The organism is Halorubrum wangae, assembly GCF_051194135.1.
In the GTDB taxonomy this organism is placed as follows: domain Archaea; phylum Halobacteriota; class Halobacteria; order Halobacteriales; family Haloferacaceae; genus Halorubrum.
The window spans coordinates 832,705-854,570 of the sequence record NZ_JBLZNH010000002.1 but is presented as its reverse complement, the minus strand read 5'-3'; the positions used below and the strand labels follow the sequence as shown (position 1 = coordinate 854,570).

20 protein-coding genes are annotated in these 21,866 nt (G+C 67.7%); 4 read left to right on the top strand and 16 right to left on the bottom strand.

The genetic code is table 11. From position 1 onward, the window contains the following. Positions 1–84: 84 nt before the first annotated feature. On the top strand, positions 85–1,191 hold the full coding sequence (locus ACNS84_RS09440; protein WP_435074589.1) for a 60S ribosomal export protein NMD3: 1,107 nt from the start codon (positions 85–87) through the stop codon (positions 1,189–1,191). A gap of 139 nt (positions 1,192–1,330) precedes the next feature. On the opposite strand, the gene ACNS84_RS09435 is transcribed toward ACNS84_RS09440, so the two are convergent. Both ACNS84_RS09435 and ACNS84_RS09430 read right to left on the bottom strand, forming a co-directional pair. After that, positions 1,331–1,522: a DUF7317 family protein gene (locus ACNS84_RS09435; protein WP_435074588.1), complete on the bottom strand. Its 192-nt coding sequence runs from the start codon at positions 1,520–1,522 to the stop codon at positions 1,331–1,333. A gap of 320 nt (positions 1,523–1,842) precedes the next feature. Next, the gene (locus ACNS84_RS09430; RefSeq protein ID WP_435074587.1) at positions 1,843–3,750 is read right to left on the bottom strand and encodes a helicase C-terminal domain-containing protein; all 1,908 of its coding nucleotides are present in this window, start codon (positions 3,748–3,750) and stop codon (positions 1,843–1,845) included. A gap of 219 nt (positions 3,751–3,969) precedes the next feature. On the opposite strand from ACNS84_RS09430, the gene ACNS84_RS09425 reads away from it, so the two are divergent. Continuing rightward, the gene (locus ACNS84_RS09425) at positions 3,970–6,015 is read left to right on the top strand and encodes an AMP-dependent synthetase/ligase (RefSeq protein ID WP_435074586.1); all 2,046 of its coding nucleotides are present in this window, start codon (positions 3,970–3,972) and stop codon (positions 6,013–6,015) included. 11 nt (positions 6,016–6,026) lie between these two features. On the opposite strand, the gene ACNS84_RS09420 is transcribed toward ACNS84_RS09425, so the two are convergent. The 7 genes from ACNS84_RS09420 to sucC form a co-directional block, all read right to left on the bottom strand. After that, positions 6,027–7,337 carry a tRNA (N(6)-L-threonylcarbamoyladenosine(37)-C(2))-methylthiotransferase gene (locus tag ACNS84_RS09420; protein WP_435074585.1) on the bottom strand — a complete coding sequence of 437 codons (1,311 nt, stop codon included), beginning with the start codon at positions 7,335–7,337 and terminating at the stop codon, positions 6,027–6,029. A 117-nt stretch (positions 7,338–7,454) separates the two neighbouring features. After that, complete coding sequence (locus ACNS84_RS09415) at positions 7,455–7,862, bottom strand: DUF2267 domain-containing protein (protein WP_435074584.1); 408 nt, start codon at positions 7,860–7,862, stop codon at positions 7,455–7,457. Between the two features lie 137 nt (positions 7,863–7,999). Further along, entirely contained in the window at positions 8,000–8,671 is a 672-nt protein-coding gene (deoC, locus tag ACNS84_RS09410; RefSeq protein WP_435074583.1) for a deoxyribose-phosphate aldolase, read from the bottom strand. A gap of 82 nt (positions 8,672–8,753) precedes the next feature. Continuing rightward, positions 8,754–9,071 carry an ArsR family transcriptional regulator gene (locus tag ACNS84_RS09405; RefSeq protein ID WP_435074582.1) on the bottom strand — a complete coding sequence of 106 codons (318 nt, stop codon included), beginning with the start codon at positions 9,069–9,071 and terminating at the stop codon, positions 8,754–8,756. 131 nt (positions 9,072–9,202) lie between these two features. Beyond that, a complete protein-coding gene (locus ACNS84_RS09400) occupies positions 9,203–11,779 on the bottom strand; it encodes a GAF domain-containing protein (protein ID WP_435074581.1) in 2,577 nt (858 codons plus the stop codon). A 220-nt stretch (positions 11,780–11,999) separates the two neighbouring features. Beyond that, a complete protein-coding gene (gene sucD, locus ACNS84_RS09395) occupies positions 12,000–12,869 on the bottom strand; it encodes a succinate--CoA ligase subunit alpha (RefSeq protein WP_435074580.1) in 870 nt (289 codons plus the stop codon). Further along, on the bottom strand, positions 12,866–14,011 hold the full coding sequence (gene sucC, locus ACNS84_RS09390) for an ADP-forming succinate--CoA ligase subunit beta (RefSeq protein ID WP_435074579.1): 1,146 nt from the start codon (positions 14,009–14,011) through the stop codon (positions 12,866–12,868). Before sucC ends, sucD begins: the two co-directional genes overlap by 4 nt. Positions 14,012–14,123: 112 nt before the next feature. On the opposite strand from sucC, the gene ACNS84_RS09385 reads away from it, so the two are divergent. Continuing rightward, entirely contained in the window at positions 14,124–14,507 is a 384-nt protein-coding gene (locus ACNS84_RS09385) for an ACT domain-containing protein (protein ID WP_435074578.1), read from the top strand. Between the two features lie 23 nt (positions 14,508–14,530). Here ACNS84_RS09385 and ACNS84_RS09380 read toward each other — a convergent pair whose 3' ends face one another. The 6 genes from ACNS84_RS09380 to ACNS84_RS09355 form a co-directional block, all read right to left on the bottom strand. Continuing rightward, positions 14,531–15,004, bottom strand: coding sequence for a luciferase domain-containing protein (locus ACNS84_RS09380; protein ID WP_435074577.1), 474 nt, complete (start codon positions 15,002–15,004; stop codon positions 14,531–14,533). A 364-nt stretch (positions 15,005–15,368) separates the two neighbouring features. Beyond that, complete coding sequence (locus ACNS84_RS09375) at positions 15,369–15,986, bottom strand: class I SAM-dependent methyltransferase (RefSeq protein WP_435074576.1); 618 nt, start codon at positions 15,984–15,986, stop codon at positions 15,369–15,371. Between the two features lie 170 nt (positions 15,987–16,156). Beyond that, positions 16,157–17,566 carry a class II fumarate hydratase gene (locus ACNS84_RS09370; RefSeq protein ID WP_435074575.1) on the bottom strand — a complete coding sequence of 470 codons (1,410 nt, stop codon included), beginning with the start codon at positions 17,564–17,566 and terminating at the stop codon, positions 16,157–16,159. A 51-nt stretch (positions 17,567–17,617) separates the two neighbouring features. Next, positions 17,618–18,031: an EamA family transporter gene (locus tag ACNS84_RS09365; protein WP_435074574.1), complete on the bottom strand. Its 414-nt coding sequence runs from the start codon at positions 18,029–18,031 to the stop codon at positions 17,618–17,620. Between the two features lie 10 nt (positions 18,032–18,041). Further along, positions 18,042–18,365, bottom strand: coding sequence for a BolA family protein (locus ACNS84_RS09360; RefSeq protein ID WP_435074573.1), 324 nt, complete (start codon positions 18,363–18,365; stop codon positions 18,042–18,044). Between the two features lie 170 nt (positions 18,366–18,535). After that, positions 18,536–19,129, bottom strand: a complete 594-nt coding sequence (locus ACNS84_RS09355; protein ID WP_435074572.1) for a class I SAM-dependent methyltransferase — start codon at positions 19,127–19,129, stop codon at positions 18,536–18,538. 111 nt (positions 19,130–19,240) lie between these two features. Here ACNS84_RS09355 and ACNS84_RS09350 point away from each other — a divergent pair, with 111 nt between their 5' ends. Continuing rightward, positions 19,241–20,110, top strand: coding sequence for a hypothetical protein (locus ACNS84_RS09350; RefSeq protein WP_435074571.1), 870 nt, complete (start codon positions 19,241–19,243; stop codon positions 20,108–20,110). Positions 20,111–20,214: 104 nt separating this feature from the next. On the opposite strand, the gene ACNS84_RS09345 is transcribed toward ACNS84_RS09350, so the two are convergent. Continuing rightward, the gene (locus tag ACNS84_RS09345; protein ID WP_435074570.1) at positions 20,215–21,843 is read right to left on the bottom strand and encodes a Na+/H+ antiporter NhaC family protein; all 1,629 of its coding nucleotides are present in this window, start codon (positions 21,841–21,843) and stop codon (positions 20,215–20,217) included. Between the last annotated feature and the right edge of the window lie 23 nt (positions 21,844–21,866).

Genomic DNA, 21,866 nt, shown 5'->3' with positions numbered 1-21,866 from the left:
CGGCGGCCGACGCGAACGCCGATCGCCGCTCTTCGCACCGGCGGTCCGCGCCGCTTAAACGCCTCCTCGGCGTAGTCGGCGTTAATGAGTGAGTCGCGGGAGTTCTGTCCGCGGTGCGGCGATTCGGTCCCGGAGCGGCGCGAGCCGCTCCCCGGCGAGCCGCGCGGACGGGACGCGCTGCTGTGTGACGACTGTTACTTCGAGGACTTCGACCTCGTCGACGCCCCGGAACGGATCGAGGTACTGGTCTGTTCCGGTTGCGGCGCGGTCCGCCGCGGGGAGTCGTGGCGCGACGTCGGCGCGCGCGACTACACCGACGTCGCCGTCGACGAAGTAGCCGAGGCGCTCGGCGTCCACGTCGACGCCACAGACGTCGAGTGGGGCGTCGAGCCCGAACAGGTCGACGAGAACAACGTCAGAATGCACTGCCGCTTCTCCGGCGTCGTCCGCGGGACGCTCCGCTCTGCGGAGGTCACCGTCCCGGTGAAAATCTCACGGGGGACCTGCGACCGATGCGGCCGGATCGCCGGGGGGTACTACGCCGGAACGGTGCAGGTGCGCGCGGACGAGCGCGACCTGACGGCGGCGGAGCGCGCCGAGGCGCTCGACATCGCCGAGAGATACGTCGCGGATCAGGAGGCCGACGGCGACCGAGAGGCGTTCATCACGGAGGTGAAAGAGACCGACGACGGGCCGGACATCAAACTCTCCTCGAACCGGCTTGCACAAAACGTCGCGACGCGCATCACCGATGCGCTCGGCGGGAGCTTCGAATCGTACCCGACGCTCGTGACCGAGGACGGCGACGGCAACGAGGTGTACCGAGTGACGTTCGCGGTCAGGCTCCCTCGCTACGCCGAGGGTGAGATTATCGACCCCGAAGACGGCGACGGCCCCGTGCTCGTCACGGGCGTCTCCGGACGCCTGCAGGGCGTCCGGCTCGCGACCGGGGAGTCGTACACCTCCGAGTTCGAGGACGCGGCAGCACCCGACGCGACCCGCCTCGGGAGGCGGAGCGACGCGACGGAGACGACGGTCGTGACGGTGGAAGACGAAAACGCCATCCAGGTGCTCGACCCGGTCACCTACGAGGCGAAGACGGTCCCGAACCCCGACTTCGTCGACGGTAACGCCGACAGCGTTCTGGCGTTCGAACACGGCGGCGACGTGCACCTCGTCCCGGAAGAGTAGGCCGCGAGTGCAGAGGGAGGGTGCGAGTGCGGCAGGACAGCGAACGCTCGGGCGTCGGTAGAGACGGTGACCGCTAGCGCGATCCGACGGGGACATCGGGGGCGCCAGCGAGCGAACGAGAAGAAGCGCGTGAGCGCTGTTAGTCGGCTCGAGCGGTCGACTCGGTGTCGAGTGCGGCGGCGCGCTCCGACTCGGTCACCTCGATGCCGCGGCGCTCCAACTGCTCGATGAACTCGCCGTCACTGAGCCCGGCCTGGGCGGCGGCCTGAGACAGCGTCAGTGTTCGCGCACCGTACAGCGTCAGCGCACTCGAGAGACCGTTCGTTGCCATACCCACAGTACTTCCGTGTAAGTTAATGAAGGTTACTAATTGATTGAGGTTCCTGATACACCTTATACGATATATATTGACAACCGGGGCGGTCGGCCGTGTATTATCACTACCGAGGACGGCCCGCAGGAATTATGCCGGCCTACGGCGCAGTAGCGGTATGGATAGACAACAGATCTTCGCGCTGTTCTTCGCGTTCCTCATGGTGAGTTCCATGGCGGCGTGGGGCGTCACGCTACTGTAAGCGTCTCCTTCCCCTCGCCATCGAATTCGCGGGCGACTCCGTCGGGACCGTCGCCCCCGAAGCGTGAACGGCCCGATCAGCCGTCGCCCCAGATATCGGAGAGCGGGTGATTCTCGCGCCGATCGGCGTCGGCCTCCGAACGGGTCCGCGTCTCGTCTGCGTCCCCGCCCCGCTGGTCCTTCGATCCGGCGGCGTCGGCACCATCGGTCGCTGATTTCCCGGACCCGCCCGCGACGGAGTCGCTCCGCACGGACGAGCCGTCTGGCCCGCTCGCTGGCGTCCGTCCGGCACGGGACGGACCGGACGGGTCGGCGTCGATTCCGGCGAGCGCGGCGGCGGGATCGAAGTCGGGGAGCGTCGGAGTCGTCATCGCGTCGATCTGATCGCGGAACCACGGCGGCGTGTCGGCCTTCGCGCGGTCGAAGAGGTCCAGCAAGGAGTCGTCGGCGAGGTACGTCGCGCCGTAGTCGTCGGGCGCGCGAACGACTCGGCCACACGCCTGAATCACGGTGCGCAGCGCGGTCCGGTGGTACCAGGCCCACTGGCCGTCCGCGAGTCGACGGGCGACGCGGGAGTCGTTCGTGTTGCGGTACGGCGCCTTACACACCACCTGCCAGCGACAGAGGTCTCCCTTCAGGTCCAGCGCCTCCTCCATCTTGACGGAGACGAACACCTCGGGGTCGTCACTGGCCTTCCACGCCGAAAGCTCGGCGTCGCGGTTCTCGCGCCCGTGGTGCCGAACACGCGCGGCGACTCCGAACTCGCCCAGCTTCTCGACGATCCGACCCGCGATGTCGTACGAGTGCGCGTGAATCAGCCCCTTCTCGGTCGGGTGTTCCGCCATCAGTCGAACGATCAGGCGAGCGATTTTCGGCACCGTCTCGGACCGATTCTCGTAGGTCATCGATCCCTGCGTTACGTCGTACAGGGGGCGGTGTTCCAACGGGAACGTGTGTTCGACGTCGACGAGGGCGACGTTTGCGGGGTTCAGCCCGATCCCGCGGCAGAACGCCTCCTTCGAGAGGATGGTGGCGGAGAGGAGGGCGAACCGGTTCCCGCGGTCCCACACCGTGTGTCGGAGGTAGCGGGCCGGGTCGAGGGGTTTGATCGCGATCGGCGACCCCTCGCCGCCGGACTGGTCGACGACCCACGTCGTGGGCGAGTCGAGGTCGCGGTAGTCCTCTAAGAACCAGCCGAGTTCGCTTATCAGCTCCTGGAGTCGGTCGCGACGCGCGACCTCCTCGCGGTCGAGTTCGGCCCGTCCGGTGAGCTCGTCTTTCGCGCGCTTCGCGGTGTCGCGAAGCGACGAGACGAAACGGGCGGTGCGGTCGAGCGCATCCTCCTCCGGGCCGGCGTCGGCCGTCACGTCGGGGACGCCCACCTCGTCCCAGACGGGGACGCGCTCGGGTGAAAGCTCGATCGTCGCGTACATCTCGGCCCACTCGGCGAGCCCGTGCGCCTCGTCGATCACGACCACGTCGCGCTTGCGGAACACCTCGGAGCCCGCGGTGCGCATGAAGTATGCGAGCGTCATCGCGGCGTACCGGTTCCCGGAAGCGATCGCTCGGTCGGAGAAGTACGGGCACCGGTGTTTCACGGAGCAGTCGAACCCCTGCTGTCGGACGCAGGGCGCGCGGTTGACCGGCGTGTCGTGCTCGCCCGGGAGGATGCAATCGTAGTTCGATTTCCCGCGGATCACCGCCAGGTCGTCGAGCAGGTCGTCCGCCTCGACGTCGTCGATCTGCGACACCTGCGGGGTCGTGTAGTAGGCGCCCGTCGCCTCGCTCGGTGAGGTCTCGTCGACGGTGGCGGCGGCGCCCATCACCGCCCGCGCCAGCAGCGACTTCCCGCTTCCCGTCGGTGCGCGCACGAGGACGACCTCGTTGCCGGCGGCGAAGGCGTCTCGAATGTCCGAGAGCGCTTGCTCCTGCGCGCCGCGAAAGCTCGGGGCGGGGAACTCGGCGGGGATCCGGTCGGGGTCCACAGGGGTCCCTCGCGCCCTCCCGGAATTAAACCCTCGGCTCGCGACGGTCCGCGGCCGTGATCGGGTCGCGACCCGGCGTTCCCGTCGGACGCTTCGCGCCGGCATCCATCGGGTCGTCCCTGCGGACCGCCTCGCCAATCGAGAGACCGCTGCCGCGCGTTCCCGATTGAACTGAAAACTACCGTATTGTTTATGAGGGTTCGGCGGGTCATTCGCAGTATGCAATGGCAGGAGGCGGAACGGGAGTTCGCGGACGACGTCGTCGCCCGGGAAACGCTCCCCCGTACCTTCGAACGGTCCGCCGAGCGAAACGCCGACCGAACCGCCCAGCGATACAAGGGCGGGATCTACGACCGTTCGCTGGTGAGCGACGGCGTCCTCCGGACCGCGGCTGACGGCGAGTACGCCGACCTCACCTACCGCGAGATGCGCGACGTCGTCCGAAACCTCGCCGCGGGGTTCCGGGAGATCGGCGTTGACTCCGGGACCCGAGTCGCGCTCTACGCGGAGACGCGGATGGAATGGGCCCAGTCCGACTTTGCGGCCCTAGCCGCCGGTGGGGTCGTGACAACCGTCTACGCCTCCTCCTCGCCGTCGCAGATGCAGTACCTGCTGGAGGACCCCGGGGCGACGGTCGTCGTGGTCGAGAACCGCGACCTCCTCGACGAGGTGCTCGCCGTCGCCGACGACCTCACGCACGACCTCGAAGCGATAGTCTCGTTCGACGACGTCGACACGGCCGAACTGGATCTCGACGCAGACGCCGCGCTCGACGCCGACGACGTGTACACGCTCGGTGAGATCCACGGTGTGGGCGCCGAGGCCTTCGACGAAGCGGCCTACGAGGGCTGGATCGACGCTCTCGACGTCGACGACCTCGCCAGCCTCATCTACACCTCCGGGACGACTGGGAAGCCGAAGGGCGTCCAACTCACTCACGCGAACTTCCGGGACAACGTCTCGCAGTGTTACCGCCGCTTCGCCGACCGTCCGGACCGCGATCCGGATGTGCCGGGGATCTCGGCCGAGTCGACGACGCTCTCGTTCCTCCCGCTCGCGCACGTTTTCGAACGCATGGCGGGCCATTACATGATGTTCGCGGCGGGGGCGACAGTAGGGTACGCCGAGAGCCCGGACACCCTCCGCGAGGACTTCCAGCTTGTGCGGCCGACGACGATCACCAGCGTCCCGCGCGTCTACGAGAAGCTGTACGACGCGATCCGCGAGCAGGCGAGCGAATCGCCGGTGAAAGAGCGGATTTTCGAGTGGGCGGTCGAGGTGGGCCGGACCCACCACGACTCCGAAACGCCGGGCGCCGTTCTCAACGCGAAGCGTGCGATCGCCGACCGACTCGTCTTCTCGTCGGTCCGAGAGGCGATCGGCGGCAACGTCGACTTCTTTATTTCGGGCGGCGGCTCGTTGTCGGCCGAGTTGTGCGCGCTGTACCACGGGATGGACCTACCCATTCTGGAGGGGTACGGACTCACGGAAACTTCGCCGGTTCTCAGCGTTAACCCGCCCGAGGAGCCGAAGGTCGGGACCATCGGGCCGCCGGTGGTCGATACCGAAATCGCCATCGACGGCACGGTCGTCGGCGAGGAGGTCGCCGATATCGCGGGCGACGTGGGCGAGCTACTCGTCCGCGGCCCGCAGGTAACTGAGGGGTACTGGAACCGCCCGGAGGCGACCGCGGAAGCGTTCGTCGACACCGAGAAGCTTCCCGACGACGTGACGAGGGCGGGGACGCCACCGACGGAGCGCGACGGCGATCCGGACGAGCCGTGGTTCCGCACGGGCGACATCGTTCAGCTTCGGTCCGACGGATACATCGCGTTCCAAGAGCGCGCCAAGCAACTGCTCGTGCTCTCGACGGGCAAGAACGTCGCACCCGGTCCGATCGAGGACCGGTTCGCCGCAAACGAGTTCGTCGAGCAGTGCGTGGTCATCGGTGACGGGCGGAAGTTCGTCTCCGCGCTCATCGTCCCGAACGTCGAGAGGGTGAGGGCGTGGGCGGACAGTCGCGGGATCGACCTCCCCGACGACCCGAAGGCCCTGTGCCGGAACGACCGAGTGCGCGACCGGATCCAAGAGGAGGTCGACCGCGTGAACGAGGAGTTCGAGTCCTACGAACAGATCAAGCAGTTCCGGCTCGTCGAAGAGGAGTTCTCCGAGGACAACGACCTGCTCACGCCGACGATGAAAAAGAAGCGACGCAACATCCTCGACCGGTTCGCCGACGAGGTCGACATGATCTACGAGGAGTGAGGGCCCGCCGGTCAGTCGTCGCTCGGGACCGCTCCGGCGTCGTCGACGCCGCCGGCGTCCGATCGCCGCTCCTCGACGGGAGTGCCGAACGCGTACACCGTGTTGTGACCGGTCACGGTGACCTCCAGGAAGTCGCCCACCTCGACGCCGCGTTCGGTAGCGTTCTGGACGATTATCTGACGGTAGGCTGAGTCGCGGCACTTCACGGAGTCGCCGGTGCCCTCCTCGACGACGAGTACCTTGTAGCGCTCGCCGACCATCGACTCGTACGCCTCGCCGACGACGGTCATCTTCAGTTCAGACATCGCCTTCGAGCGTTCCTTCTTGACGGTCCCCCCGAGCCCCTTCATGTCGGCGGCGTCCGTGCCGGGGCGCTTCGAGAAGCGGGTGACGTTGATCTTCTCGGGCCGCACCTCGGCGAGGAGTTCCATCGAGCGCTCGTGATCGGCCGGTGTCTCGGTCGGGAAGCCGACGATGAAGTCGGTCGAGAGCGTCCAGTGGTCGAGTCTGTCGTCGAACGTCTCCACGACCTCTCGGAACTTGTCGACGCGGTGTTGCCGGCGCATGTCCTCGAGAACGTCGTCGGACCCCGACTGAACCGGCGCGTGGATGAAATCGTATAGCTCCTCGTTTTCGGCGAACACGTCGGCGAGCTCCTCGTGAATGCCGTGGATACCGCCGGGATTCGCCATGCCGAGTCGGACGCGGAACTCGCCGTCGATGTCGCAGATGCGGTCGAGTAGCTCCGGGAGCTTTCTGTCGCCCGTGTCCCAGCCGTAGACCCCGGTGTCCTGTCCCGTGACGCGGATCTCTTTCGCGCCGGCGTGGACCAGCGCGCGGGCCTTCTCCACGTTCTCCTCGACGGGCGGGGAGTCGACCCGGCCGGTCGCGAACTTCGTGATGCAGTACGAGCAGTTGCTCATGCAGCCGCGTGCGATGGGAAGGAGGCCGACCACGCCGTCGAGGACCGGTTCGGCGTCGGGCGTGGTCGTCGGGCACTCGCCGTTGAGCGCGTACGTCGGCACCTCATCCCAGTGGAGAATCTCCGCGTCGATACCGGCCTCTTGGAACGCGTCGCCCTGCGCGAGCGCCATGCAGCCGGTGACCACGAGATCGGCCGTCATCTCCTGAAGCTCTTCGGCACGTCGGAGCATGTTCCGCTCCGTCTTCTCGACGACCGTACAGGTGTTGAGGATGGCGACGTCGGCGTCTTCGGGCCCGTCGGCGGGGTGGTGACCGCCATCGCGGAGCGCGCGCTCGATCGCCCGGCTCTCACCCCGGTTCGAACTACAGCCGTAGGTTTCGATGTGATACGTCGCCATCGAGTGGGTTCACTATCGGTCCCGAGGGCAAAAGGACGACGGATCGGAGCCGGGGGCGCGAAAGCGGCGAAAGCGGGAGCCGGCCCCGCGAGTCGACTGACGGAGCGCCGCCTCGCCTCAGCGCTCGCCGTCGACGACCTCGAAGAGGCTCCCCCAGTTCTCAGTGTCCTCGCTTTCGGGAAGCATCTCTCTGAGCTGGGAGAAGTCCGATTCGGGGACTTGCGACTGAACGACGTCCATGATGACGCGGGCGTGATAGGCCGCGTCGGCCGGATCCGCGCCCTCGATCTCAGCTACACGAGTGACGAACTCCTGCCAGTCGAAGCGCTGCCCGTGTTCGGCGACCGGGCCCGTCAGGTACCACTTGATCTCCAGGGGTAGCGAGGCGGCGAGATCCGCCGCGTTCCCCTCGGGAATGCGTTGCCCGAGCGTCGTGAGCGTCGCCCGGATCGCCCGTACCGTCTCTCCCGTCCCGGGCATGTCGAGTCGGTGCTGTACTTCGCCGGTGAATTCATCGAAGTCCATGAACAGAGGGAGTCGCCGAGAGAATGTCAATGTGACTGAACGTTCTCATCGTCTGCAAACGGACCACCGGCCCATTCTCGCCGAGAGGCGTCCGGTCGCGGTCGGTTTCCCGGACCGTCGGATCGGTGGCTGTCGTGTTACTGCGTCGTTTCGTAGATCGCCACGCCCGACGAGGCGCCGATCCGGGTCGCTCCCGCGGCCACCATCTCGAACGCCTCGTCGAAGGTGGATATCCCGCCCGAGGCCTTGATTTCGGTACCCGGACCGATCGCGTCTCGGATCGCCGTAATCTCCTCGACCGCTGTCGGCCCGTCGTACCCGACGGCGGTCTTGACGAAGTCCGCACCGCCGTCTTCGACGAGCGCAGCGGCCTGCCGTATCTCGGATGGAGTCAGCGCGGGCGACTCGATGATACATTTCAGTGTCTTCTCGCCGACCGCGTCCTTTACCGCCCTGATGTCGTCGACCACGGACTCGTGATCGTCGTTGGCGAACGCCGTTCTATTCATCACCATGTCGAACTCGTCGACGTGCTCGCGGAGCGCGTCGACCTCGCTTCGTTTGGCCGCCGAGTTCTGTATCCCGTAGGGGAAGCCGATCACCGCGACGACGTTCGCCTCCCCGGCGAGCAGTTCGCTCGCGAGCGGCGCGTGGTAGGGAACGACCACCGCCGAACAGAACCCGTATTCGAGCACCTCCGTACAGAGGGTTCGAATCTCGGCTTCGGTCGCGGTCGGGTCGACGTTCGTGTGGTCGATGATCGACGCGACGCGCGCCGGATCGGCCCGTAGTGTCTCTTCGAGTGACATATCCCACACTACTCGTCGAAGCGATAAGTATCTCAGCCGTCGACGGGCGAGTCGCTCGGCGGCACCTCGGGCGCTCTCGCGTTCAGTCCTCGGCGACGGCGGCCGCCGTGGGCGCGTCGGCGTCGGGGTCCGAGGCGGCTTCCGGCTCGACGTCCGTCGGGCGTTCGGAGTGGGGGACCGGCGCGTACACCGATCGGCGGGCGTCGCGGGGACAGAGCCCCTCCTCGACGAGTCCGACGTCGGTGAGCTTCTCGATCGCGAACCGCACGGTCCGCGTGGAGAGGCGGGTCTCCTCGGCGAGCCCGGTCTGGTCGAATCGGCCTTCCTCGTCGAGGACGTAATAGACCAACTTGGCGCTCGGCGGGAGCGGCGAAAGCAGCTCACGGGCACTATCGTCCATATAAAACACCCACGGGCGAGCCGTCAATAACCGTGGCCCGAGTGTGCGCTCGGCGCGCACGTCACCCACACTCTTATAAGCGACTTCGGGTCGCTTCGCGAGCGATTGCTCGATCGGGCGGGCGAGGCGATTCAGACGGCGTCGCGAAATTCGAACCGCGCCCCGTCCGCGTCGTCGATGGTGAGCGTCCAACCGTGTGCGGCTGCAATCTCGCGGACGATCGCGAGCCCGAAGCCGGTGCCGTGCGGATCGCTGGAGACGCCGTACTCCACCGCGTCGTCGATATCGAGTCTGTCGTCGAACCCCGTGCCGTCGTCGGCGACGTAGAACCCGTCCGGGAGCGCGCCGACGCTGACCGTGATCCCGGCGTCGTCGGTCGAGCCGTGCTCGACGCTGTCGTCGGGCGGCGCCCGACTGCCAGCGGTGCCGTGTACCACGCTGTTCGTGAACAGATTCTCCAACAGCGTCCGGAATCGTTCCGGGTCAGCGTCGACCGTGACCGACGCCTCCGCGGTGTCGAGCGTCGCGTCGCCGGTGTCGACCGTTCGCCACGCCTGCCCGGCCGCCTCGGCGAGGTCGACAGGTTCCAGTTCGTCGACGGTCTTCCCCTGTCGCGCCAGCGCGAGGAGGTCGTCGATGAGTTGCGTCATCCGGTCGTGAGCGTCGCCGACCCGCTCGAGTTCGGCGATAGCGTCCTCGTCGTCGACGAGCCCGTGTGCGATGTCGAGCCGCCCGGCCGCGACGTTGAGCGGGTTTCGGAGGTCGTGCGAAACGAGCCCGGCGAACTTCTCCAAGCGATCGATCTCGCGCTGGAGCGCGGCGTCGCGGTCCCGCAACTGTGCCGTGCGCTCGGCGCCGTCGAGCGCGACGGTGACGTTGGCGGCCAGCACCCGCGCCAACTGGACCGCGGTGTCGTCGAAGAAGTTCGGCTCGCGGGAGCCGAGCGGCATCACGCCGTGGTCGCCGAGCGGAACGACGAGCAGACTCCGATGGTCACCGTAGCCCACGGCGGTGTCGACCGCGGTGAGGTCGTCGACGACCATCGTTTCGTTCGTCTCGAACGCCTCCCAGACCCGGCCGTCGCCGGGACCGAACGCCGGGCGCTCACCGAGCGCGGCGGTCGCTTCCTCGCTGATAGCGGTCGGCAGCAGGCGGTGTGCGTCCGGGTCGTACAGCCGAACGCCGCTGCTGGGAAATCCGAGGATGTCGATGGCCGCACGCGTCGCGAGCGCGGCGATCTCCTCGCGGTCCTCGCCGCGGAACATCTCACGAGTCGTCTCGTGGAGGTTTCGCAGCGTTCGTTCGACCCGCTTCTGCTCGCCGATGTCGGCGTAGATGCTATAAATAACCGTCTCACCGTGGCGGTGCACCGGAATCACGTGCAGGATGAAGTCCCGGATCCCGTCGGTCGTGTGGCGGCGGACCTCCAGCCGCGGCACGTGCTCCCGATCCAAGACGGTCGCGGGATCGTGGCGGTCGGCGTCCGTCGGGATGATCGCGTCGCGGATCTCGTAGTACCCGTGGTCGGCCGCTGAGTAGCCGAAGGTCCGCTCGAACGCCTCGTTCGTCTCGTCGAGGCGCCGCTCGCTGTCGCCGAGAGCGACCGTTCTGACGGCCGGGAGCGGGAGGTCGTCGAAGAGCGCGGCCAGGCGGTCACGCTCCGCCCGGAGCGCGTTCTCGGTCTCTATCTGCTCGATGGCGTCGGCCGCGTGGGCGGCGAGTAGCTCCGTGAACTCGATGTCCCCCTCGTCAAAAGCGGCATAGCCGTCCGAGACGGCCTGCAACACGCCGTGCGAGCCGATCGGAACGCTGATCGCAGACCGGATGTCGTCCGCGACCGGATCGGCGACGGTGCTGCCGTCCGCGCGCTCTCGGTCCCCGGAGACGCCCCCGAGGTAGGGTTCGGGACGATCGATGTCCGCCGGGTCCTCCAACTGATTCGGGTCGGCGGGGTCGACGCTGAGGTTGTCCACCACCACCGTCCGCTCGTCGAGGGCCGTGGTGCCCACGACGCCTTCCCCGACGTCGAACACGCGGACCTCGTCATCGGTGACGCTTTCCGAGAGTGCCGCAGGAATGAGCTTGTCACCGTCCCGACGGGCCGTGACGCACCGATCGAACTGCAAGATGCCCTCCGCCGCGGCCACGGTCCGTTCGAACACGCCGTCGACGCGCTCGCAGGCGGTGACCGCCGTCGCAAACTCGTGGAGCGCGGTCACCTTCGCGTTCACCTCGCGAAGGTCGCGTTCGACCCGTCTGCGTTCGAGCGCGTTCTCGACGCTGTTCGCGAGCATCTCGTACCGGTCGCGTCCCACGCCCTTCTGGAGGTAGTCCGTCACGCCGGCGGAGATCGCTTCGCTCGCGATCTCCTCCGACCCCTTCCCCGTGAACAGCACGAACGGAAGTCCGGGTTCGACCTCGCGAGCGTCGGTGAGGAGTTCGAGCCCGTTGCTCCCCGGCATGTCGAAGTCGCTGACAACGCAGTCCACGCGGCTGGTCTCGATCGCCGTGAGGGCGCCCTCCGGGGAGGTGTACGTGACCGTCTCGATCCCCTCGATCAGCCGGTCGACGTGGGTCGCCGCGAGATCCGCGGCTCCGGGTTCGTCGTCGACGAAGAGCACCCTCCGTGGACCCCCGCCGGCGGGCTCCGAGCGATGGAAGATATCGGTCGCGGGGGCGTCGTCGTCGTCCCCGGCGGGAGTGTCCATGGTGACAGGTGTAGTCGCCGGTAATTTTAGGTTACGCTCCAGTTTCAGGAATGAGAACCGGAACGACGCATCGAGAGCGATCGATCGGGAGCGGAGCGAGATGCGATCGGCGAGTCTGGGTGAAACGAGTGGTTGGGGCGAAACGAGTGGTCGTGGTGAAACGAATGGTCGGGGAGAACGGGACCGAATCGGGACGAGTGCGGTCCCGAGTTGCCGTCGATTACAGGAAGTCTTCGACGTGGTCGGCGACTTCCTCGGGGGTGTCGCCGACGGGGACGCCCGCGTTGTTCAGCGCGTCGATCTTCGACTGCGCGGTGCCCGTGCCGGAGCCGGAGACGATGGCGCCCGCGTGGCCCATCCGCTTGCCCGGCGGCGCCGTGCGCCCGGCGATGAAGCCGGTGACCGGCGTGTCCATGTGCTCGCCGATGAACCTCGCGGCCTGTTCCTCGTCCTCGCCGCCAATCTCGCCGCACATCACGACCGCGTCGGTCTCCGGGTCGGCCTCGAACGCTTCCAGGGCGTCGATAAAGGAGGTCCCGATGATCGGGTCCCCGCCGATGCCGATGGCGGTCGTCTGACCGATGCCGCGCTCGGTGAGGTTGTCGACGACCTGGTAGGTGAGCGTGCCGGAGCGGGAGACGAGCCCGACGTTGCCGTCAGAGAAGATGTTGCCGGGCAGGATGCCGAGCTTCGCCTCGCCGGGCGTGATGATCCCGGGGCAGTTCGGACCGAGCAGGCGGGTGTCGACCTCGCTCAGCCGCTTGTTCACCTTCGCCATGTCCTGGGTCGGGATACCCTCGGTGATCGCGACCGCCAGATCGAGGTCGGTGTCGAGCGCCTCGAATATCGCGTCGCCCGCGAACGCCGGCGGTACGAAGATCACGGAGGCGTCGGCGTTCTCCGTCTCGACGGCCTCGTCCACGGTGTCGTACACCGGGACGCCGGCGACCTCCTGGCCGCCCTTGCCGGGCACCGCGCCGGCGACGACGTTGGTGCCGTACTCGATCATCTGACCGGCGTGGAACTTGCCTTCCCCGCCGGTGATTCCCTGCACAACCACCCTGGTGTCGTCGTCGACGAAAATGCTCATTGGGTCACCTCTTCAGCGTTTGCCACGGCACGCTGGACCGCCGCTTCCAGCGTCTCCTCGACCTCGATCAGGTCGGTGTTCAGGATCTCCATCCCCTCCTCGGCGTTGGTCCCGGCGAGCCGGACGACGACCGGCTTCGGGATCTCGTCGAACTCGGCGAGCGCCTCGTTGATCCCCTTCGCGACCTCGTCGCCGCGGGTGATCCCGCCGAAGATGTTGAAGACGACACTGTCGACGTTGGGGTCGGAGAAGACCATGTCGAGCGCCTTCGTGACGCGCTCGGCCTTCGCGCCGCCGCCGATGTCGAGGAAGTTGGCGGGTTTGCCGCCGTAGTAGTCCACCAGGTCGAGCGTCGTCATCACGAGCCCGGCGCCGTTGCCGATGATGCCGACGTTGCCCGAGAGGCGGACGTAGTCGAAGCCGTACTCGCCGGCCTTCCGTTCGAGGTCGTCCTCGTAGGACTCATCGGCCAGCTCGGCGAGTTCGGGCTGGCGGAACAGGGCGTCCTCGTCGATGTTCATCACGGCGTCCGCGGCGATCACGTCGCGGTCGCCCGTGATCATGACGGGGTTGACCTCGATCTCGGAGGCGTCGTTCCCCTCGTACAGGTCGTACAGCGTCGTGAGAATCGACGCGACGTCGAGCGCGACGTCGGCGTCGACGCCGGCCTCGTAGACGACTTTTCGCGCCTGGTACGGGTGCAGTCCGAACGCGGGGTCGACGTGTTCGCGCGCGATCGCGTCGGGATTCTCCTCGGCGACCTCCTCGATGTTCACGCCGCCCTCGGTCGACACCATCAGGACCGGCTGTCCCTCGCCGCGGTCCATCGTGACGCCGACGTACAGCTCGTCCACGAAGTCGACGCCGGCCTCGACGAGTACCGAGTCGACGGTGTACCCCTTCAGATCCATCCCCAGGATCTCCTCGGCGTACTGCTCGGCCTCCTCGCGGTCGGTCGCGATTTTGATGCCGCCGGCCTTCCCGCGGCCCCCCACGTGGACCTGCGCCTTGATCGCGGCCGGGTAGCCGATCTCGTCGACGGCGTCGAGCGCCTCGTCGACGGTCGTCGCGAGACGGGAGTCCGGGACCGGAATCCCGGCGTCTGCGAAGATAGTCTTCGCTTGATGTTCGTGTAGTTTCATCCGTCTCAAAGGCGGGCCGACGACGGCTTAAATGGTGCCGATTCGGCGCGAGCGGCGGAGACAGCGGAAGACGGCAACGTGCATTTTTATACGCCGAGCGACTTCGGTCGGCGTGGACTCGGCGGAGTTCCTCGACGGCGGAACGGTCAGCGTGTCGGACGAGACGGACGCGGTCTGCCGTACCGACCGCGATCACCCCGCCGCGTTCGCGACGGTCCGGGAGGCGGACGAGACGACGGTGGTCGTCGAGCGCGACGACATCGGCGATATCGACGCCGACGACGTCGAGGCGGGGTGGGCGCGTCTGACCTTCGAGATGGAACTTCCGTTCGAACTCGTGGGGTTCCTGGCGGCGGTCGCGACGGCGCTCGCCGAGGCGGAGGTCTCGGTGTTCGTCCTCTCCTCGTACGCGACCGACCACGTGTTCGTCAAGGCGGAGGACCTTCCGGTTGCCGTTTCTCGGCTGGAAGCGCTGGGCTGTGCGGTCGACGGCTGACGACGGTGGCCCACGCGTCGCGGCTACTCGCCGGGCGCGCCGGTCCGTCCGGGGCGACGACGCTCGAAGGCCGCTCGGACCGCGTCACTGGGATCGAGCGTGGCGAGTTCGGACTCGACGTCGATCTCGGCGTACGTCTCGGCTCCCGCGGGGGTCTTCTTGAGGACGGCGACGTGGTACAGGTACGAGAGTCGAACCAACCGACGGGCGTGATCGTAGTCGGCCTCCCCCTCGATGTAGAACGTCGTCCATCCCGACTGGTCGAGGAGGTGGTGGACGCCAGTCTGCCCCTCCTCGATCAGCGCGTCGCGGAGCGCCCGCAGGTACGCGACATCGAGCATCCCCCATTCGTGGACGTGGCCGATCTCGCGCGGCCCGACGCGCCACTCTGTCCCGCCGAATCGGTGGTCGCCGACCGTCACTCCGGGCCACGATCCGACCTCGTCTATCAGTCGTTCGACCGTCCGTTCGATCGCTTCCGGCGTCGTGTCACTCACGACACTCGTCGGCGCTCAGTGCTCATGAGCGTTTCCTCGGGGACTCTTCCGACCCGATCCTCGGGCGCTCTCTCGACCCGATCGGCCGAGAGACAGACTCCAATCGCCGGCACCGCTTTCACCTTTGCGCGAATACGACGCGGTAGCGTCGGGAGTTCAGTTCCGGTATGATTCCACCCATCGTCCGTCGGTGTCCCGAATGCGGTACCAGCGGCTGGAGCCGCCGCTTCGCGGTCGTCGTCGACGCGAGCGGCCGCCGAGTCGTCGAGTGTCCGTCGTGTGGCCACCGATTCGAACCGCTCGATAACCCGTTTCTCAACGGACCCGCGGCGAACGGGAGTGGTTTCGCGCCGGCGACGACGGCTCACAGTCGTCTGAGACCCACGAAGTAGGCCGGATTGCGGCTCCAGCGACGTTCGAAGACGGTCCGGAAGGCGAACGCGACCTCCCACCCGCCGGCGTTTTCGAATCGGGATCGCAGTTCGTCCGGCGTGAGTCCGTAAATGTCGCCGTCCGTCCGCCGCGCGTCGCCGAGGACGCAGTAGAGTCCGCCGGAGCGGACGACGTCTGCGAGGCTCTCGACGAACCGATCGCGCTCGCGGTCGCCGAGAATGTGGAACATCGCGGAGTCGACGACGGTTCGAAACGAGAGGTCGGCCGCCCGGAGCCGAGAGAGGTCCAGCGCGTCCCAGACGAGAAACTGGGCGGGTATCCGTCGCCAACGCGATTTTTCCGTGGCCTGCCGAATCGCCAGCGGTGAGAGGTCGATGCCGAGAACGTCGTACCCGTGTCGGGCGAGGAACAGCGATAGCTCGCCCGTCCCGCACCCGACGTCGAGGACGGGACTCCGAACGAGGTCGGCGTCGAGAAGGTCGACGAACGCCCGCTGTGGTCGCCCGATGTCCCAGTTGGGAACCCCCATGTACGCCGCGTCGTACACGTGAGTGATGGATGGCTCTCGCGGGTGCGTCCGTCCGCTCATCCCGCTCATCCGCCACCCCGTCGACCGCTCGATTCAGCGGGGCGCGTCGCCGTGACGTTCACAGTGCCACGTAGTCGGCCGGACCAATCAGTGTACCGAGGGTCAGAGGGTTCGCCGCGGCGTCCGAGCGGGGGTCGGCGTCACCCCGTCCGGCCAGTGGTCTTGCGCGCTCAGTCGTCGTCGCCGAGGATGACGCGGTGGGTCATCGCCTCGGGATCGAGCACCTCGTCCGCCTCCTCCTCGGTGAGGTAACCCGCCTCGATGGCGGCCTCGCGGACGCTCTTCCCCTCTTTTAAGGCCGTCTTCGCGACCTTCGACGCCTTGTCATACCCGATAGCGGGGTTCAGCGCGGTCGCCAGCGCCATCGACTGCTCGACGCGCGTCTCGCAGTACTCCTCGTTGGCCTCCAGTTTCGCGACGAAGCGCTCGCCGAACGTCTCGGCGGCGTTCGAGAGAAGTTCGGCGGACTCGAGGAAGTTGTGCGCGATGACTGGCTTATACAGGTTCAGGTCGATCTCGCCGCGTGCGGCACCGGCCGAGACCGCGGCATCGTTGCCGACGACCTGCTTGTGGACCTGATTGACCGTCTCGGCAACGACAGGGTTGATCTTTCCGGGCATGATCGAGGAGCCGGGCTGATTTTCGGGCTGTTCGATCTCACCGAGCCCGTTGCGAGGGCCGGAGGCGAGCAGTCGCAGGTCGTTGGCCATCTTGTTCATGCTCCCGGCGATCGTTCGGAGGGCGCCGTGCGCCTCCGCCATCGCGTCGTGGGCCGCCTGCGCCTCGAAGTGGTTCTCGGCCTCGCGGAACGTCGTGTTCGTCTCGTCGGAGATGTACTCCGCGGCGAGCTCCGGGAAGTCGGGGTGCGTGTTGAGCCCGGTGCCGACCGCGGTGCCGCCGAGGGCGAGCTCGCGGAGGTTGGACTGGGCGCGCTCGGCGCGCTCGATGCCCTTGGCAGCCTGCGTCCGGTACCCGCTGAACTCCTGACCGAGCCGGATCGGCGTCGCGTCCTGGAGGTGCGTCCGACCGGTCTTGACGACGCCGTCGAACGCCGTCTCCTTCGCCTCCAGTTCGGCGTGGAGCGTTTCCAAGGCCGGAATCAGGTCCTTCTCGACGGCTTCGAGGGCGGCGACGTGCATCGCCGTCGGGATCACGTCGTTGGACGACTGCCCGTAGTTGACGTGGTCGTTCGGGTGGACGACGCGGTCGCCGATCTCCGCGCCGGCGATCTCCGCGGCGCGGTTGGCGATCACTTCGTTGGCGTTCATGTTCGAGGAGGTGCCGGAGCCGGTCTGGAAGACGTCGACCGGGAACTGGTCGTCGTGCTCGCCGGCGATCACTTCGTCCGCGGCCGCGACGATCGCCTCCGCGGTGTCGTCCTCGACGAGGCCCAGATCGCGGTTCGCCTGCGCGGCCGCCTTCTTCACGACACCGAGCGCGCGGATGAACCGCCGACTCATCGGAATTCCCGAGATTGGGAAGTTCTCGACCGCGCGCTGGGTCTGTGCGCCCCAGTAGGCGTCGGCCGGCACCTGCATCTCTCCGAGGCTGTCCTCCTCCGTACGGTATTCCTCGCTCATGGGCGACAGTTCCCGCGAGACCGGGTAAAAGGTATTGAATGCGGTGACCGCTCAGTACGCGACCAGCACGACCGCGACGACCGCGGCGCCGATGCCGGCGACGTCGGTGAGCGCGAGCGACTCGCCGAGCACCACGACGCCCAGTCCCGCGGCGACGACGAAGTACATCGCGGTGATCGTGGTCGCGACGCCCGCCGAACCGGCCTGCAGCGCGGCGTAGTACGCGACCGCACCGATGCCGGAGGCGACGCCCGCGAGCGCGGCGATACCGATCGCGGTCGGGTCGTTCCCGAGGATGCTCGTCCCGCGGTAGAGGACGTACAGCCCGGCGACGCCGATTCCGACCGTGTAGGAGACGATCATCGCCGCCTCGGGCGCCATCGACTCCGTGGCGATGTCGGCGAACATCGCCCAGAACCCCCACATGACCGCACCGATCAACGCGAGTCCGACGACGTGGTTCACCGTCGCGCCCTCACTCCTCCTCGACCGGGAACAGCCCCGCCTCGCGTAGGTCTGGGGCGAGCGCGCCGTCGCCGTGTTCGGCGTAGTCGGCGGGCGTGTACGTCTTGATCTCTAGGGCGTGGACGGTCCGGGTCATGTGGTCGCCAACGGCGTCGTACACGCGCTGGTGCTGGTCGACGAGGGAGTCCCCCTCGAAGGTGGGTGAGACGACGACGGCGGCGAAGTGCGCGTCCTCGCCCTCGTCGTTGTGGATCCGCGGGGTGGTCACGCGGGCGACCGCGTCCGGGATCCCTGCCTCGATGAGGTCCTCGATCTCGGCCGGTTCGATGGTCATACCCCGATTCGGGCCCGCCGCGGTAAAAAAGCGACCGCATGGGCGCGGGGAGCGTTACATCTTCGACACGAACGGCGGGCAATGATCGACGAGACCGCCGACCGCGTGCTCGGCGAACTCGAACTCACGCGGGCGCTGCCGATCCAGCTGACGGTCGTCGGGACGCCCGCTCAGCGCTCGAAGACGAGCCCGTAATGAAACGGCGGGAGGTCGACCTCGCGGGCGAGTTCGAAGACGCTCGCGTTCTCGACCGCACGCCGCGTCGCCTCGGGACCGACTCGCAGGTCGGTCGGGGGGCCGCGGGGCTCGCCGCCGACCGTCGTCTCCTCGCGCGGCCGGTCGCGCCAGTTGACGACGACGAACCGACCGTCGGCGGCCAGCGCGCCGGCGACGCCCGCCACGAACGCCGGCCGGTCGTCGATTCCGTGGAAGGCGTTCGCGAGCAGCGCGATGTCGACCGGCTCGGGGAGGAGCGCGGCGAGGTCCCGCGCGTCGCCACGCACCGGAACGACGTTGTCGATCCCCTGCGCCTCCGCGAGCCCCTCCAGTTCCGCGAGCAGAGATTCGTTGAGGTCGACGGCGTACACCGACGCCGGATTTGTGATCCGGGCGGCTGGTAGGGCGAAGTAGCCGTTGCCACAGCCGATCTCTGCGACGCGGTCGCCCGGCGTCACACCCAGTCGCCGCAGTGTGTCTCCCGGCGTCGGCCAGAGTCGCCCCCACCAGTCCCAATCCGGCTGCCCCGTGTTCCGAAACCGGTCCATGCAAGACGTAGCGATCGGCCGCGCTTAGCGGTTCGGGTCCGGATCGAACGCGTCGAGTCCGACCCGCGAGTGGGAAGGGGTTTGTTCCCGGAGGCGAAACGGGCCTCTCAGATGTCCAATCGGGACGACCTGCGCGAGGCGGCCGACGCCCTCGCCGGCTCCGTCGTCGTCTGCGGCCTCGGCGCCTACGCCGACCGGCTCGCCGGCGTAACGTTTCGCGATGCCCGCTCCGCGACGGTGTCAGCGCTGCTCGCGGAGGCGAGCGACGACTCCGCTGGTGGGTCCCCGCCCGCGGCCGTCGTCGTCGCGCTCGATCCGGAGACCGTCGGTGAGGAGACGGACCCGCTCCGCGCGCTCAGCGGACTCGGCGCGTTCACGGTCGCCGTCGTCCCCGCTGGCGCCGCCGACGGCGACGCCCTGCCGGCGGTCCAGGACGCCGTCGACGCGGTGCTGCTCGCCGAGGGCGACGCCGTCGAGGCGGCGATCCGCGCGTTCCTCGCGACGGTCCAAGAGCCCGGCTTCGTCAACATCGACCTCACCGACGCCGAGACGGTGCTCTCGTCCGGCGTCGCCGCCCTGGGGACCGGGACCGCCGACCGCGACGCGCCGGGGACCGCAGTGGACGCCGCCTTCGGCGGGCTCCCGGAGGGGGTCGACGCGAGGCGCGCGAGCGCGGTGCTCGTGGACGTCGTCGTCGATCCGGACACGAGCATCGCCGCGGCGACCGACGTGATCGTGGCTGTCCGCGAGCGGATCGGCGCCGACGCCAACGTGATCTGGGGCGGCACCGTCGACGAGGCGGCCGCGGTCGAACTCGCCGTCAGGCTCGTCGTCGCCGGCGTCAGTCACGCACCGCCGCTCGCGGCCGGCGACCCCTGTCCGCGCTGCGGCGAGCCGTTGTCGACGTACCGGTTCGGGGCCCGAGAGACGCTCTCTTGTGACGGCTGTGGCTACTCTGGCATCGTGGTGCGGCGAGACTGACTCGTTGCGCCGGGACTGACCGGACCGTCGGCTTGTGAGAGCGGCGTTGCGCAAAGAATGAGCCGTTGGGGGTCCGCCGCAGCGGACCGCGAGTCAGTACGTGATCAGTCGTCGGACGGCGCCGACGAGCGAGTCTTCTGTGCGGAGTTGACCGCTTTCGCGTTGATGTCCTTTCGGCCGGCGTCCAGCTCCGAGAGAGCGTAGACGATGCCGTACAGGAGCACGACGCCGATCGGGAGCAGGATCAGCTGAGTGACGCCGGTGACGCCCCACGTCAGGAGCAGGAGCGCCGAGACGGAGAGGACGGTCACCGCGTAGTACATCTGCGTCCGCACGTGATCGATGTGGTCCGACCCCGTGAACGTCGACGCCAAGATGGTGGTGTCGGAGATGGGCGAACAGTGGTCGCCGAAGATCGCCCCGCTGAAGATCGTTCCCACGGCAACGGGGAGCAGCACAGCGGTCTCGCCGCCGACGCCCCACGCCAGCGGGATCGCGATCGGCGTCACGATCGCCATCGTTCCCCACGACGTACCGGTAGAGAACGCGACGAGCGCGGCCGCGAGCAGGATCACGATCGGGAGCAGCGTCGGAGTGACGAACTGCTCGGCGACGTTGGTGACGTACACGCCCGTGCCGAGGGCGGTCGTGACCGTCCCGATGGTCCACGCCATGACGAGGATCGAGAGCGCGGTCAGCATCATACTGAAGCCGTCGATGACCGTCTCCATGGCTTCGTCGAGCGAGGCGAGGCCGCTCGCGACGCCGAGCGAGAGCGCGACCGCGACCATGGTGAAGGTCCCCCACAGGAGCGCGTCGACGAACGCGGCGTTGCCGACGATGGTGAGGGGATCGGCACCGGCCTCAGAGGCCGAGAATCCGGTGTAGGCCGCCCCGCCGAAGACGACCGCGATGAGCGCCCCCACTGGAACGAGGAAGAAGCGAAGCTGCGGCGAGTCGGTCAACACGTCGCCGAGGCTCTCCTCCGCGCTCTGCATCGGAACCGCGTTGTCTCGGAGCAGTTTCCCCTCGGTCCACGACCGGTGCTCGGCCGTGAGCATTTCGCCGAAGTCACGCCGCGTCAGGACGATGATCCCAACCATCGCCACCGCCAGGATGCAGTAGACGTTGAAGGGGATGCTCTGTAAGAACAGCGCGAACGCGCCGGGGACGCCGTTCGATCCGGCGGAGATCCCCGCCGCTTCGTACCCCTGCCGGATCATACTCAGCTGGTAGACGACCCAGCTGGAGATACCGAACGTGGCGACCGGCGCGGCCGTCGAGTCGATAATGTACGCGAGCTTCTCGCGGGACATGCGCATCTCGTCGGCCATCTCGCGCATCGTCGTGCCGACGATGGCGGTGTTGGAGTAGTCTCCGAAGAACCACAGCATGCCGAAGATCCACGTCGCGAGCCCGACCTTCCGCTGGGAGTCGAGCCGCTTCGTCGCGGCGTTCGCGATGGCGGACGCCCCGCCGAGCCGCCAGATCAGCGCGACGCCCGCTCCGAGGAACAGGACGATCAGCATGATCTTCGCGTTGAACGTGCTATTACCGATCGAGTCGACTATCCAGTTGAGCGACTGGACCACGCCGATGTTCGCGGCGAATATCACGGCGCCCGACCAGATGCCGAGGAACAGCGAGAGAACCGGTTTACGCGTGACCATCGCGAGCACGATGGCGAACAGCGGCGGGAACAGCGAGATCGCCCCGTACGTCTCAACCGCCATGAGACACCCCACGAACAGAACGA

Excerpts from the sequence above, each read along its gene's own strand:
- ACNS84_RS09440 (WP_435074589.1), top strand. The coding sequence starts at position 85 with ATGAGTGAGTCGCGGGAGTTCTGTCCGCGGTGCGGCGATTCGGTCCCG.
- ACNS84_RS09435 (WP_435074588.1), bottom strand. The coding sequence starts at position 1,522 with ATGGCAACGAACGGTCTCTCGAGTGCGCTGACGCTGTACGGTGCGCGA.
- ACNS84_RS09425 (WP_435074586.1), top strand. The coding sequence starts at position 3,970 with ATGCAATGGCAGGAGGCGGAACGGGAGTTCGCGGACGACGTCGTCGCC.
- ACNS84_RS09420 (WP_435074585.1), bottom strand. The coding sequence starts at position 7,337 with ATGGCGACGTATCACATCGAAACCTACGGCTGTAGTTCGAACCGGGGT.
- ACNS84_RS09415 (WP_435074584.1), bottom strand. The coding sequence starts at position 7,862 with ATGGACTTCGATGAATTCACCGGCGAAGTACAGCACCGACTCGACATG.
- deoC (WP_435074583.1), bottom strand. The coding sequence starts at position 8,671 with ATGTCACTCGAAGAGACACTACGGGCCGATCCGGCGCGCGTCGCGTCG.
- ACNS84_RS09405 (WP_435074582.1), bottom strand. The coding sequence starts at position 9,071 with ATGGACGATAGTGCCCGTGAGCTGCTTTCGCCGCTCCCGCCGAGCGCC.
- ACNS84_RS09400 (WP_435074581.1), bottom strand. The coding sequence starts at position 11,779 with ATGGACACTCCCGCCGGGGACGACGACGACGCCCCCGCGACCGATATC.
- sucD (WP_435074580.1), bottom strand. The coding sequence starts at position 12,869 with ATGAGCATTTTCGTCGACGACGACACCAGGGTGGTTGTGCAGGGAATC.
- sucC (WP_435074579.1), bottom strand. The coding sequence starts at position 14,011 with ATGAAACTACACGAACATCAAGCGAAGACTATCTTCGCAGACGCCGGG.
- ACNS84_RS09375 (WP_435074576.1), bottom strand. The coding sequence starts at position 15,986 with ATGAGCGGACGGACGCACCCGCGAGAGCCATCCATCACTCACGTGTAC.
- ACNS84_RS09370 (WP_435074575.1), bottom strand. The coding sequence starts at position 17,566 with ATGAGCGAGGAATACCGTACGGAGGAGGACAGCCTCGGAGAGATGCAG.
- ACNS84_RS09360 (WP_435074573.1), bottom strand. The coding sequence starts at position 18,365 with ATGACCATCGAACCGGCCGAGATCGAGGACCTCATCGAGGCAGGGATC.
- ACNS84_RS09355 (WP_435074572.1), bottom strand. The coding sequence starts at position 19,129 with ATGGACCGGTTTCGGAACACGGGGCAGCCGGATTGGGACTGGTGGGGG.
- ACNS84_RS09350 (WP_435074571.1), top strand. The coding sequence starts at position 19,241 with ATGTCCAATCGGGACGACCTGCGCGAGGCGGCCGACGCCCTCGCCGGC.
- ACNS84_RS09345 (WP_435074570.1), bottom strand. The coding sequence starts at position 21,843 with ATGGCGGTTGAGACGTACGGGGCGATCTCGCTGTTCCCGCCGCTGTTC.